Here is a 13,909-nt window from a genome sequence, read left to right as displayed (position 1 = left end):
AATCCGTTCAGCCACAGGAGCTAGCCGCATGACCATCCACGTTGGTGACCGCATTCCCGAAGTCGTGCTCAAGCGCCTGCGCGATGGCATCGAGGCTATCGACACCCACAGCCTGTTCGCAGGCCGCAAGGTGCTGCTGTTTGCGGTACCGGGGGCCTTTACCCCCACCTGTTCGGCCAAGCACCTGCCGGGCTACGTGGAACACTTCGAGCAATTCCGCAAGCGCGGTATCGAGGTGTTGTGCACCGCGGTCAACGACCCGTTCGTGATGCAGGCCTGGGGACGCAGCCAGCTGATTCCCGACGGCCTGCACCTGTTACCCGACGGCAACGCCGAACTGGCGCGCGCCCTGGGCCTTGAAATCGACGCCAGCGGCTCGGGCATGGGCCTGCGCTCACGCCGCTACGCGCTGTATGCAGACGACGCCGTGGTCAAGGCGTTGTTTGTTGAAGAACCCGGCGAATTCAAAGTCTCTGCAGCCGATTACGTGCTGCAGCATCTGCCGGATTGAGACCCCTTTCTCCCATCACTCAGAAGGAAAACGGCCAGCCATGTCTGATCAGCCAGCCACCAAAACTCCCGCCGGTATCACCGACACTGCCACCTTGCGCGCCCGCGCGCGCCAGAGCATCGAAGACGGCGCCATCACCGAGAGCTACCACGCCGATCGCGAGAAGGTGATCGAATTGCTCAATACCGCGCTTGCCACCGAATACGTGTGCACCTTGCGCTACTACCGCCACTATTTCATGGCCAAGGGCATGCTTGCCGACGCAGTGAAGGGCGAGTTCCTGGAGCATGCGCAACAGGAGCAAGAGCACGCGCACAAGCTGGCCGAGCGCATCGTGCAGCTGGGCGGCGAACCGGATCTCAATCCGGACACCCTGACCAAGCGCTCGCATGCCGAATACAAGGAAGGCACCGACCTGCGCGACATGGTCAAGGAAAATCTCATCGCCGAACGCATCGCCATCGATAGCTACCGGGAGATGATCGACTTCATCGGCGACAAGGACACCACCACCAAGCGCATTCTCGAAAGCATCCTGGCCCAGGAAGAAGAGCATGCCGATGAATTTGCCGACATGCTGGAAGGCTGGATTGGCGAGTGAGTTGAGTTCTGCGATGTAGCGATGCGTTGCGATGGAGATCGCAGCGAGTTGAAATTGAAATCGATTCAATGATGAGACAGACAGGGCAGCGCCTCGAGCGCCCTGTCTGTCTTTTTTTGTGCCGCCAGATTGCGCGTAAACGGTCGCGTCCCGAATGAGCAACGATCGCATGAGGCGGCCAGATCCGACACGCCGCCGCCTTCGTCAACGCCTCTGTAGGAGCGCACCTGGGCGCGATGACGCATTCCCGGTAAGACCTCTTCGCGCCCAGGTGCGCTCCTACACGTTTGTCGCGCACAGCCGGTCTGCCGCCACGCACGGGGCGGTCGCACTTGGTTGGCAACCCGGTCAGCGCAACACGCGAAAGCGCAACTGCGTCCATGCGCCATCGCTGGCCATTGCGGTGAGCGTGTGCAACCCCACTTCTTCGAAATCGCGCTGAAACCCTTGTCTTCCGGTGGTTTGCGCAATCCAGCGGCCATCCAGCAGCCAATCGATTCGCGCCTCGCTGCCCAGCGCTCGTAACTGCAACCGCACCGGGCGCGCGGCGTCGTTGGCCCGCGCAAGCGTGGCGCGGTCGCTCAAGCCGTCGATGCGTAGCATCCCGCCACCGGTCATGCGCCCGTCCGGCACGCAATCGTCAGCCAAGGGCGGCAGTTGTGCGGCGGCGCGTTCGGATGTACTGAGCCAGGGCGAGACCAACGCCGGCCAGCGCGCCACCGCGCGCGGTGCACGCGCATGCGGTTGGCTGCATTCCTGCGACAACCGCTGACCGCTGCGCGCATCGACCTCGAAGCGCACCTGCCCGCTTTGCCAAAGGCGCGCATCGCGCTCGGCAAAGGTGGGCGGCACGGCACCGTCGAGTGCATATGCATCGGCACGACGTGCGCACAGAGCCGGTGGCGTTTGATCGGCAGCGCCGCCCAGCGGCCAGCAGATGTCGATTGCCTGCACCGACGGCGGCATCGGCAATGGCGCACTGTCGCCAGCACTGCGGGGCAAAGCATCGATGACTTCGAACATCAACGGCAATGCGGTGACCGCACCGTATTGGCCCGGCAACGGGGTGCCGTCCGGCCGTCCTACCCACACGCCGACGGTGTAACGCCGCGTTCCGCCAATGGCCCATGCATCGCGGTAGCCGTAACTGGTGCCGGTCTTCCACGCCACGCCTGGGCGTGCAGTAGTGTCGAAAGTACCGCTGCCGTATCCGGGCCGCGGATTACTTTGCAAGATTTCGCGCACGATCCACGCCGCACCTGGCGACATCAAGCGCCGATCGATGCGCGCGTCATCCGGCGTATAGCGCACGCGTCCGGCAATGCCGCCGCGATTGAGCGCGGCGAACGCGCCCACCAACTCCTGCAACTGTGCGCCGGTGCCGCCCAGTATCAAGGCCAGCGACGGCGTGCTGCCGGAGGGAAAATGCAGCGCAATCCCGGCATTGGACAGTCGCGCAGCAAAGCGCGCCGGGCCGATGCGATCAAGCAGATCCACCGCCGGTACGTTCAACGACAGCCGCAACGCCGTGGCCGCGCTCACCGGGCCGTTGAACGCTGCATCGAAGTTGCCGGGCCGGTAGTCGCCAAAGCTCTGCGGCGCATCCACCAGCAGGCTTTCGGAATGGATCAGGCCATCGTCCAGCGCCATGCCATACAGGAAGGGCTTGAGCGTGGAGCCGGGCGAGCGCCATGCCTGCACCATGTCGACATGACCCAGGCGCTTGCGGTCGCCGAAACTGGCCGAGCCCACATAGGCGCGCGCCTCCATCGTGGCGTTGTCCACCACCAACAATGCCGCGGAAGTGCGCTCCGGCAGCTGCGAAAAATACGTGGACACGCGCTCTTCCAGCGTGCGCTGTAATTCCACATCCAGCGTGGTGGCGATACGCGCCGCACGCGGCTGGGCACTGTGCAGGCGCTGCGCCAGCAAGGCCGCATGCAACGGTGGTTTGAGCGAGCGGGTGACCACCGGTTCGATGCGCGCATCGTCCACCTGCGCGCGCGACCACACGCCCAGCTCGACCATGCGATCGAGCACCTTGTCGCGTGCGCGCTGCGCGGCTTCGGGATGACGGTCCGGGCGCAACCGGCTTGGCGACTGCGGCAATACCGCCAGCAACGCGGCCTCGGCGTGCGACAAGGCCCTGGCCGGCTTGCCCAGATACGCCCAGCTGGCCGCCTCCACCCCTTCGATGGTGCCGCCATAGGGCGCACGCTCCAGATACAGCATCAGAATCTCGTGCTTGCTCAGGTGCGCTTCCAGCTGCAACGCGCGCAACAATTGCTTGGCCTTGCCCCACGGTGTGCGCGTATGCGGGTCCAGGATGCGTGCCACCTGCATGGTCAGTGTGGAGCCGCCGGACACGATGTGGCCCTGCCCGATCCACTGCCCGCCGGCACGCAGCAGACCCCAGGGATTGACGCCCGGGTGACGCCAGAACCAGCGGTCTTCGTAATTCAGCAGCGCCTGCAAATACAACGGCGAGACGCTCTGCGGCGTGGCGGGATAGCGCCATACGCCATTGCGGTCGGCGAATGCACGTAAGGGCGTGCCGTCGCGCGCAACCACCAAGGTGGAGGTGTCGCGGGACTTGGGCAACGGCAATGGAAAAGCCAGATCGAGCAGCAGCATGACGCTCAGCAAGGCAGCCGCACTCAAGCGCAGCCACCGCAGCCAGCGGCGTCCGTTGCGGGCCTGATGGTTCGGCGTTTGCGGGCGCGACGGCGTCCGATCCATCCCTGTTGGTGCCTGCGGCTGTTCATCCATCGCGCAAAGCATGCAGGGCAAAACGCGTTTCGGCCACTCCTACGCGGCTCGGGCCTGGCGTATCGGCAGCGCGATCAGCCGCACAGCCAGCCGGACAAGCGACGGGCGCAAGGCCAGGCACAGCCCGTGAGCCACATGCGGACCTGCCTGCGCGCAACCGTCTGATCCTACCTGTGGCCACCGCATGCAGGTGGCTGCGATGATCAGGCCACTCACACCGAAGGCGCGGCCGGCGGCCTTCGGCAGCAGCACGCATTGGCGGCAGCTGGTGGCGATGCCCACGTGCGCACTTCGGTAGACGTTATGTCTCGTCCGTCGATTTGTCTGGTGCACGGCGCGCCGTGCCAGACCTGGTTGCCGCCGCCTGGGACGGCGGCATAGTCGCTTCCGCTCAGCGCTTTTCCAACGTGGCGCGGTAGCGCAACAAGGCTTCCGGTGCATCGGTCTGGATGATCGACACACCGTCGCGATACATCCGGCCCCAGACCCTGCCAGGGTCGCGCTCGGCGTCCGCATCGCCGCCATAGCCGGCAATGAAGCCTTCCCACAACGAATTGACCATCAGCCGCACGTTGTGCGCCTTGCTCACCGCTGCCAGGGCCGGCAATTGCGCGGCAGTCATCTTGGGTAACTCGAATGCCATCGGACGCGCATTGCGCGTCTGTGCCGTTGCAATGGCCGCAAGATCGGCATTGCCATGCGCGTTGATCAGGATCGGGAAGAAGTACACGGTGTTGAAGGGCGGCATCGCAGCCAGTGGCGCGGTAGAAATACCGGCTTCGGCCTTGACGATCACCTGATGCTGCATGCCGGCGCGTGCGACCGCCTCGATCACCTGCACGTAGATCGCGTCCTTGACATCCAGGTTGAGCAGGATGTGCCCCTTGGCCTTGGCCAGCATCTGCTCGAGCGTGACCACGCGCTGGTCGGTCAGCGGTGCCTGTGCACCGCCTTCGTCGCTGCGCAGGCGTAGCTTCTGCAGATCGGCCAGGGTCAACTCGGAGAGCTTGCCGGTGCCATCGGTGGTGCGGTCCACGGTGGCGTCATGCAGCATCACCAGGCTGCCGTCGGCGGCACGCCGCACATCGGTTTCCATCACATCGGCGCCGATGGCGATGCAGCGCTCCAACGCCGCCAGCGAATTTTCCGGCGCGGTCTCGGTGAAGCCATGCTGTGGCGCGGCGGCATGACATCCGCGGTGCGCCACCACGACGAGGCCGCCCTGCGGGTTGGTCAGGCGCGCCTGGATCGCGGCCACGCCTGTCGGTGCGGCACTTGCTGCAGTGGTCACGACTGTGCACAGCACGGCGGCGAGGACGGCAATGGGGCGTGATGTCATCGAACAACTCCAAGCAGATGTTTGCAAACGGTAGCGCGGAGGACCGGCGTTGCCGCGCGTCGCACACGCGGCTGAAATTAAGCGGGTGGACGGCAGGCATCGAATTCAGGATGGCAGGCTTCGCCACCTCTTGCCTGGCTGCCCTCACAACGTGGGCGTGAACCGCAGACCCACCCAATAGGTGGTGGGCACCGAGTAACTGTCCTTGAGCAGATTCTGCCCGGGGCCGGTCACGCTGGTGATGCGGCTGTGGGTGATGTTGCTGACCTGGCCGATCAGGCTCAACTGCTTGCTCACCGCATAGGTGGCGGTGAAATCCAGTTGCGAACGCGGCGACCAATACAGGTCCTGCCAGTCGATATTGCTGACGACCGAGCGCAGCGCCTTGCCTTGCCGGTTGTAGGCCGCGCGCAGTTCCAGCCCGCCGGTGTTGTAGAACAGCGTCGCGTTGGCGGTGTAATCGGGCTGACCGACCAGATTGTCGAGCGTGCGCTCGCGCTGGGTCAGGCTGCTGCCGCTGCCGACGCTGTAAGGCACGTCCAGGCTGCCATCGAGCAATGCGAGGTTTGCGCTGAAACCGACGCCGCTCAACCACGGCGCGACCGGCCCTAACGTGTTGACGATGCCGTTGAACTCCACACCACGGATGCGCGCCTTGGCGGCATTGGCCGGTGTGCTGATCAACGCATTCGCATATGTGGTGCCGTCGAAGGTGAAGCTATCGGTGCGCGAGAGCGTGAAGATCTCGTCCTGGATATGTTTGTCGAAAACGGCAGCGGATGCGAACGCATCGAAATCGCCGGGAAGGCGCCATTCCAGCGACAGGTCCAGGTTGTTGGACACGCGCGGCTTGATGTCGGGGTTGCCGATGGTGACGGTGACGCCCTGCGCATTCGGGTTGCCGGCGTCTGTCGTATTGACGAAGCCGATGGAGGTGCGCGCCGCATAGGCGTCGTACGGCGGGCGGCCCAACGTGCGGCTTGCACCGGCACGCAGATCCAGCGCATCGGTCAGGTGATAGGTCATCACCGCCGAAGGCAGCAGATAGTCGTAATCCGCACTGGTCGGGTTATCGACGTACACGTAGTGATTGGTTGCCGCATCCAGCTGCCGCTGGCGGCCCACCGTGTCGAGCTTGGTGCTATCGAAATGCACACCGGCCTGCGCGTTCAAGCGATCGCTGCGATAGCTGACCAAGCCATAGCTACCGAAGATTTTTTCGGTATGCGTGAAATTATCCTGGTTGCTGAAGGCCTGCTGGTCGGTGCTGTTGAACGCGCTCAACGGCGTGGCCGCCAGCACGCGATTGGCCTTGTTCGGGTCGATGCTCAGCAGGTTCAAACCGGCATAGCGCATCGGCGCCCTGCCGGTGCCTACCACGTCGGCCAGGCCGAACGCCGGCGCCGTCGTATTGGGCTGATACTCGACGCGATAGATCTCATAGGACGGCTTGTCGGTGGTATACGACACGCCTGCCGCAAAACCGATGCCTTGATCGCTTTCGCCTTGGTTGAAACCGTAATCGAGCCGACCGGTGAGGATGCGGTCGGACGCGGTGCGTTTATAGTCCGGGCGCCAGTACGACAGGCTGTAATTGTCCAGGTCGCCATACGCCTGCGGCGACACGCCGAAGCGTTGATCCAGGCCGGAAGTGTCGTAATTGAACGCATAATTGGGCGTGGCATTGATGGTCACGCCACTGCCGGTCTGGCCCACCGGCACCGGTGCCGGACGCGTGATGCCGGTGGCGTACTTGATCATGCGAATCGGCTCGTCGTAGGTCGCATCCGACCACGCGCCACGCGCGGAAAGCTGTTGGCGATCGGTGGGCCGCCAGATCGTTCCCAGCTGCGCCACCTTGGTACGCGTGGTGACGATCTGGTTCGAATAGCCCACCTCGATGTCGCCACCGGGATAACTGCCGGAGGTTGCGGTTTGATTGAAGACCTGGCCACGGTTGCGCGGGTCGATGATGACCTCGTTGCGCTCCATGTCGTCCTTGAAATAGTAGTAGCCGGCCATGGCGTAGGCTTCGAGCGCCGCACTGGGCCGCATCTCGAACTTGCCAGTGAGGCCATAACGGTCGCGCTGATCTTGCACGTACCAGTATTTATCCTGCTGCGGCACCGCCCAGCCATTGCCGAGATTGTCGCCGGTCTGCAACACACCGCTGTTGTCGTAGAACCCGTAGTGCACCGTGTCGGTGGTCATATGGGTTTCGGTGTAGCTGCTCAGCGTTTGATAGTTGGCAGACACGGTGAGACCGTACTGCTGCTCGCTACCGAAGGTGCGGCTGCCGGTGGCGTTGACGCGATAGCCCGGATCGTCCTGATCGCGCGGCTTGCCCACATCGTTGGCGTGGCCTAGCGCCGCCTCGGCGCTGAAGAACGGCTTGCCGCCGTTTTCGAACGCGCTGCGGGTTTTCAGGTTGATCGCACCGCCGGTGGCGTTGGGGTCCAGGTCGGGCGTGAAGGTCTTGACCACCTGCAATTCGCTGACCATCGAGGCCGGCAACAGATCCAGGCGCACACCGCGGGTGATCGAACCGAGCGTGCCGTTCGGTGTACCGGGCGAGGCGATGGTGAGCCCGTCGATGGTGACGTTGTTGTATGACGGCCCCAGGCCACGCAATACCGGCGTGGCCGCTTCATCGCGCGGATGCTCGTTGTCGGTGGCAGGCAAGACGGACAAGCCCGGCACGCGCCGCAATGCCTCAACGATGGTGCTGTCGGGCAAGGCACGCACGTCGGTGGCGCTGATCACATCGGTGATATTGGTGGCCGCACGCTTGCTTTCCACCGCAGCCGCGTTGGCGCGGCGCACGCCGGTGACCTGCATGGCATCGAGGGTTTGTACGCCGGTTTTGGCCATGTCTGCGGCAGTTGCATCTCTGCTAGGTGCGTCGCTGTCGGGTGCGTCGCTCGGCGAGGCTGCGGTCGCGAGGCCAGAGAGTTTTTCAAAGGCTGACGCTGTCTCGACAGGTCGCTGGCTTTCGTTGGATGAAGCACCGGCTGGGCGCATCGATGACGCCAGGCGCGCGGAGTCGGATGAGGTAGCGACACTTTGAGCCTGCACGCCAGGCGAGCATGCTGCGATGGCCACAGCGAGAACGGACAGGTGCATACGGTACGGATCGAAGCGCTGCATGGAATCCCGTAAGTCGCGCAGCAATCATGCTGCGCTGATGAGAAAGCACGCCACCGTAGAGCGTAAAAATGACCTTTGCGTGTCGCTACCATCGCACCGAGAAGACAAGGCGCAGCGATATCGCTGCATGCGAAGCAAGCACTCAGCGGCTACCGGGAAACATCGCAAGCGCGCTGCAAAAGCCCCTCTACTTGCGGGAGAGGGGCTGGGGTGAGGGTACGGGCGAAGCCACTCATGCCATGCCAACGACACCAGGCTTCGCTCGTCCCCTCATCCGCCCCTGGCAGGGCCCCTTCTCCCGACGGAGAAGGGCGAACGCGTCACCTTACGGCTGCACCACCGTCATCGTGGCTGGCGTGCTGCGCCCCACACCACGCAGCTCCGGCCGGTACATGTCTTCCACCAGCGAGGGGGGCACCGTGTAGGTCCCCGGGGTGACGGCACGCACCAGGTAGTACACCTGCGCCTTGCTGCCCGAAGACAGCGCCAGCGCGGCCACATAGCGGTCGTCGCGGAACTCTTCGTGCTTGACGTCGGCGGCGCTGGACCGCTCGCTGATGCCGATGCCGTCCACCACCACGTCGGCCCATTGCTTGGCATCGCCGAGATTGAAATTCTCGATTTCCAAACCGGCCGGCAACAGGTCGGTGAGCAAGGCGTCGGGCATGCTGCTGTTGGCAGTGATGCTGACGCGCACGATCAACGCTTCGCCTTCCTTGAGTGGACGCGGGGTCCACGGCTTGCCGTCGGTGGTGTACCAGCTGCGCTCCACGCTGAGATTGCGCGTGTCCGGTTCCGGTGCGCTGCGCGGAATGCCGGCCACTTCCAGGCTGGCGTACATCGGCGCCTCGCCTTGTGGCGCGAACTGCACGCCGCGCGCCAGGGCGGCACTGTCGAAACTGCGCCCGAACACGCGTGCCGGTGCGATCTGCTGTACCTGGTCGCCCACCGTCAAGCTGCCGGACACCTGTTTGCCCTGCCCGACCATCAACGCCTTGCCCAACCGCGCAAGCGCCACTTGCTCCTGCGTGCTCAGCCACAACCAACCGGTCGCGCGACGTGCATCCAGCGCGCGGCCCAGGGCCACCGCGCGGGTGTCGTACTCTGGTTTGGACAAACCGCGTTCGTGCAGCAACGCCATCATCAACGCGTCGTCGCGGATCGCGCTGCCGTAATCGCCGAAGTACGGCGGACGCTCGCTGCTGTCCTTGGCAAACCCGGCCTTGATCGCCGCATCGCCACGCTTGGTATCGCCCTGCAGCGACAAGGCGATGCCCAGATGCACCAGCGACAGGCCCGTCAGCGCCTTGTCGCGCTGGTTGTCGTACAGCGCGCGCAGCGTGCCCAGCGGCGCGCGGTTGACGCGTGCCAGTACGTAGCCGGACCAGGCCTGATTGGCGAACTTCAAGTTGTCGCGACGGTCCTGCCCATAGAACTCGTTGCCACCGGACAACAGATCTTCGCTCAGGCGATTGAGCGCCTTCTGCAGCACCGTGTCGGGCACCGCAAAACCGGCCTCCTTGGCGTCGAGCAGGAATTCGGCAATGTATGGGGTCAGGCCCGGATTGACGTGGCCATCGTCGCCCCACATCGAAAAATGCCCGCTGGCGATCTGCATCGACGCCAGACGCCCGAACGCGCCTTCCATGCGCTCGCGGCGCTTGGCCGCCTCCAGCCCCTTGGTGCCGAGCGTTCTGGCGGCGGCATCGTCGAGCAGCAGCGCCGCATAGCCCTTGCTGGTGGTCTGCTCGGCGCAGCCGTACGGATACTCCAACGCGCCCTGCAATGCGCTGGCGAACGGAATCGGCGGCAACGCGCTGACCACCATGCGCGCGGTCACCGAGCCGGCCATCAGGCCATCGGCAAAGCCGCTGTCCAGGGTGATCGGCGCCAGCGGGTCGAGCACGCGGGTCTGTGCCCGCAACACCTGTGGCCAGCCGGCGCGCACCGGCAGCTCGTAGCTGCGGTCGGCCTTGAAGCCATTGCCATCCACGCGCACGCGCACCTTGGCCACGCTATAGCCTTCGGTGGCGCTCAGCGGGAAGCTCAGCGTCTGCTTGGCGTCCACGCCGAGCTTGACGCTGCGCGACGCCTCGCCGATGGCGAGCGGGCCAATGCCCTCCACACGCACGTTGAATTCGCCCGGCTTGCCGGTGAAATTCTGCACGTCCAGCGTCACCGTGCTGCGGTCGCCCGGTGCCATCACGCGCGGCATGCTGGCTTCGGCCAGGATCGGCGCACGCACGATGGTTTCCATATCGCGGTTGCCGTAACGGGTATCCGAGTACACCAACGCCGACACGCGCAAGCTGCCATTGAAATCCGGCACCGGCAGTTGCACGCGCGCATTGCCCTTTGCGTCGAGTTTTACCGAGCCGGAAAACAGGTCAACCGTCTGCACGCGCGCGGTCGGGCGCTTGGCCTGCGGCAAGGCTTCCAGCGCCATGTCACCGCCGAACTTCAGCTTGCCGCTGGCGCCTTCGAAACTTTCGATCACCCGCCCATAGATGTCGTACGCATCGGTCCCCAGACGACGCTGCGCGAAGAACTGCGCGTTGGCATCGGGCACCGGGAAACGGGTGATGTTGAGGATGCCCACGTCCACTGCCGAAATGGTCACGTGCGCGGCCTTGCCTGCCAGTTCGGGCACGCTCACCGTCACCGGCAACGGCTGCTCGGGGCGCATCTGCTTGGGCGCGGACAAGCCCACCGCCACCCGCCGCGCCTTGCGGTCCATCGGCACATAGGCCACGCCCACCGCGCGTGCCGGGGTGATCTTGCTGGGCGCACTGCCGCCGCGGAAGACCAGTGCGGTGACATACACATCGTGGCGCTCCCACGCCTCGGTCACCGGAATCTCGAAGCTGCTGCCGGGCTTGACGTCGATGTCCTGCACGTACAACAGCTTGTCGCTTTCCACCAGCAGCACGCCCTTGCCGGCATGCGGCGGGGTCAGCGTGACCTTGAGCGTGTCGCCGGCACGGTAGCCGGTCTTGTCCAGCGCCAGCTTGACCTTGTCCGGGCGCGCATCCAGGCCACGGTTTTCATCGTTCCAGCTCCAGCCGGCGCGGAACGGGTAACGCGTGGTCAGCCCGCTCGCCGGGTCGAATACGTCCAGGCGGTACTCGCCCCATTCCACCGGGAAATCGATCTTGGCATTGACGCTGCCCACATCCAGCGTGCGCGTGTCCTTGTTTTCGAAGCGACGGGTGAAGTCGTAATCCCAGTGGTTGTCGGTGTAGTTCCAGTGGTAATCGCGCAGCTCGCGCACCAGCGTGACCTTCAGGCCCTTGGCCGGCTGCGGCTTGCCGTCGGCATCCACGCGGGTCACTTCGAAGCGCGCCGTCCCATTGGCATCGGCGCCGTCGGCGTCGTCGAACAACGGACGCACGCCGACCAGCGCCTTGGCCGGCCACAGCACGCGCTTGAGGGTGCGGGTGACCGTGCGCCCGCCGGTTTCGTACACGCTGCCGGAGACGACCGCGGCAATCGTGCTGAGCGGCTTGGCCTCGTCCGGCAATGCGATGTCTTCGTGCAGGATGCCGTCGCCGCCGAATTCGGTGTCGATCACGTCCCTGGCTTCGCGCGGCAGCTCCAGCGTGGGGTCGCCGAAGAACCAGCCGGGCAACGCTTCGAGCGGATGCTGCTCCACACTGACTGCCAGCTTGGCGGTGAAACGGTTGCCAGCGGCCGGTGCGCCGTACAGATACGCGGCATTGGCCACCAGCTTGAACGGCTGGCCGGCGCTCAGGGTCTTTTGCGTGCTGTCCAGGTCCAGCTTCATGCGCTCGGGCAGGAACTCTTCCACGCGCACGGTCATGCCCTGCACGGCGTCCTTGCTGGCCGGATCTGTGCGAAATTCCACCTGCCAACGGCCGGTCGGTGCATCGGCCGGAATCTGCTGGGCGAATTCGAAGTAGCCCTGCTCGCCCGGCAGCAGTTTGGTCTCGCGGAAGGTCTTGCCGTCCGGCTGCTTCAGGCGCAGGAACACCGGTTGCGGCTTGGTCGGTTTGCCGTCGTTGTCGCGCAGGATCGCCGAGACGCGCATGGTCTCGCCGGGGCGATACAGATCGCGACCGGCCCAGGCGAACACATCGAACCACGCGCCCTGGCGCCCGGCCACGGCGAACTCGCTCAGATCCAGTGCGGGCTGGTTGAACGGCAGCAGCGTAATGTCGGTCTTGCTGCGTGCGGTCAGCACATGGCCGGCGTCGAGCGTGTAGTTGAGCAGCGCATTGCCGTTACCGTCGGTCGCCCCTTTCAGGAACAACTCGCCCTTGGCATCGAGGATGCGCAGCTCCACGTTCTTGACCGGCTCGCCGCTCTGCAACGAGGCGGTGTGCACGAACAACTTGTCCTTGTAGGCGCGCGTATGCAGGCCGATGTCGCTGACGGTAAAGAACGCGGTGTCGAATTCGTTCTCGAAACTGCCGGCGCGCTTCATCACCGCGAAATACAAACCCGGTTCCTGCAGTTCCTTGATGTCCTGCGTCGGCAGGTAGGTCAGCACACGCTCGTTCTGCTTGCCGCCAAGGATGAAGCGATTGACGTAGACCGGGTCGGCCAGCTTGGACAACGGCTGGTTGCCGCTGTATTCGCTCTCCAGATCCCAGCTGCCACGGCGCCCGCCACGCTGGAACTGCTGGAAGAACGCCGGCAGCGACTTCTCGCGCACGCGCAGGAACTCGACGTCCACTTCCGGCACGTTCACCGACACCACCGGCAGGCCACGGCTCTCGCGCGCCGGCAGCACGCTGCCCTGCGAAGCGAACCCGGCCACAGGCTTGAGTTCGCCGGTGTAGACCTTTTGCTTGAGTGGCTTGCCCAGGCGGCTGCCGTCGGCGGCCAGCAGGTTGGCGTCGACCAGGACGGTGTAGTCCTTGGCCGCTTCGACGTACGGGTAGCGCAGCGTCTTGCCGTCCTCGGACAGCGTCCAGCTACTGTCGCCCGTGCCCACCTTTTCTTCGAAGCGCACCAGCGCATCGAAATCCTGCGTGCCGACCAGTGGCCGCGAGAATTCCAGTGCCAGCGACAGGCCGTCGCTGGTCTGGTCGGGATAGGCACGCGCCAGCGCGAAACCGGTGATGGCCTGCTTTTCGGCCTTGATCGCCTCGCCACTGGCGGCGGGTCGCTGACCGCTTTCGTTGCGCTTGCACGCCACCGCGCCGATCGCCACGGCCAGCAACACCGCCCACAGCACAACCCGCCGCGTGCCCGACCGCATCATCCGTGATCCCTGGCTGTCCATTCGTGCTACTCGCAATGTGAGAACGCAAGTATAACGACGCTGCGCATCTGGCTGATGGCGCCGATGCGACGACGTGGCTGCTTGCCGATGGGCGGCAAGCGTGCGCTGCTGGCGAGCGATGCGATGGCAGACTGGCGGTGAGCGCAGTGGTCTGGTACTCGCGCTTGGAGCGACCGCCGAACCACGTCATGCCGCCTGGCGCAGGCAGCTGGACTGCGACTTGCCTGCAGGGCCTCGCTCGTTCTGTCATCTCGTCCATCGAATGCCAACAATCGATCCGCGGCAGCACGCGAG

The 13,909-nt window shown here is 64.8% G+C and carries 6 protein-coding genes; 2 read left to right on the top strand and 4 right to left on the bottom strand.

All coding sequences use genetic code 11. From position 1 onward, the window contains the following. Positions 1 to 28 precede the first annotated feature (28 nt). Positions 29 to 511 (top strand): peroxiredoxin, encoded by a 483-nt coding sequence (locus HLH45_RS10505; protein WP_008571578.1) that lies wholly within the window; start codon positions 29 to 31, stop codon positions 509 to 511. 40 nt (positions 512 to 551) lie between these two features. Further along, positions 552 to 1,112, top strand: a complete 561-nt coding sequence (locus tag HLH45_RS10500) for a ferritin-like domain-containing protein (protein ID WP_008571580.1) — start codon at positions 552 to 554, stop codon at positions 1,110 to 1,112. Positions 1,113 to 1,460: 348 nt separating this feature from the next. Here HLH45_RS10500 and pbpC read toward each other — a convergent pair whose 3' ends face one another. The 4 genes from pbpC to HLH45_RS10480 all read right to left on the bottom strand — a co-directional run bounded on the left by pbpC (position 1,461) and on the right by HLH45_RS10480 (position 13,594). Beyond that, positions 1,461 to 3,851, bottom strand: a complete 2,391-nt coding sequence (pbpC, locus tag HLH45_RS10495) for a penicillin-binding protein 1C (protein WP_008571581.1) — start codon at positions 3,849 to 3,851, stop codon at positions 1,461 to 1,463. A 421-nt stretch (positions 3,852 to 4,272) separates the two neighbouring features. Next, positions 4,273 to 5,220, bottom strand: coding sequence for a glycerophosphodiester phosphodiesterase family protein (locus HLH45_RS10490; RefSeq protein WP_029818840.1), 948 nt, complete (start codon positions 5,218 to 5,220; stop codon positions 4,273 to 4,275). Between the two features lie 144 nt (positions 5,221 to 5,364). Beyond that, complete coding sequence (locus HLH45_RS10485; RefSeq protein ID WP_074053217.1) at positions 5,365 to 8,367, bottom strand: TonB-dependent receptor; 3,003 nt, start codon at positions 8,365 to 8,367, stop codon at positions 5,365 to 5,367. A 325-nt stretch (positions 8,368 to 8,692) separates the two neighbouring features. Then, complete coding sequence (locus HLH45_RS10480) at positions 8,693 to 13,594, bottom strand: alpha-2-macroglobulin family protein (protein ID WP_008571584.1); 4,902 nt, start codon at positions 13,592 to 13,594, stop codon at positions 8,693 to 8,695. Positions 13,595 to 13,909: the final 315 nt, after the last annotated feature.

It is taken from the genome of Xanthomonas euvesicatoria (genome assembly GCF_013112235.1).
GTDB lineage: Bacteria > Pseudomonadota > Gammaproteobacteria > Xanthomonadales > Xanthomonadaceae > Xanthomonas > Xanthomonas euvesicatoria.
This window is presented reverse-complemented; position numbering and strand designations above follow the sequence as displayed.

Coding starts and splice junctions, on each gene's coding strand:
- HLH45_RS10505 (WP_008571578.1), top strand. CDS start 29: ATGACCATCCACGTTGGTGACCGCATTCCCGAAGTCGTGCTCAAGCGC.
- HLH45_RS10485 (WP_074053217.1), bottom strand. CDS start 8,367: ATGCAGCGCTTCGATCCGTACCGTATGCACCTGTCCGTTCTCGCTGTG.
- HLH45_RS10490 (WP_029818840.1), bottom strand. CDS start 5,220: ATGACATCACGCCCCATTGCCGTCCTCGCCGCCGTGCTGTGCACAGTC.
- pbpC (WP_008571581.1), bottom strand. CDS start 3,851: ATGGATCGGACGCCGTCGCGCCCGCAAACGCCGAACCATCAGGCCCGC.
- HLH45_RS10480 (WP_008571584.1), bottom strand. CDS start 13,594: ATGATGCGGTCGGGCACGCGGCGGGTTGTGCTGTGGGCGGTGTTGCTG.
- HLH45_RS10500 (WP_008571580.1), top strand. CDS start 552: ATGTCTGATCAGCCAGCCACCAAAACTCCCGCCGGTATCACCGACACT.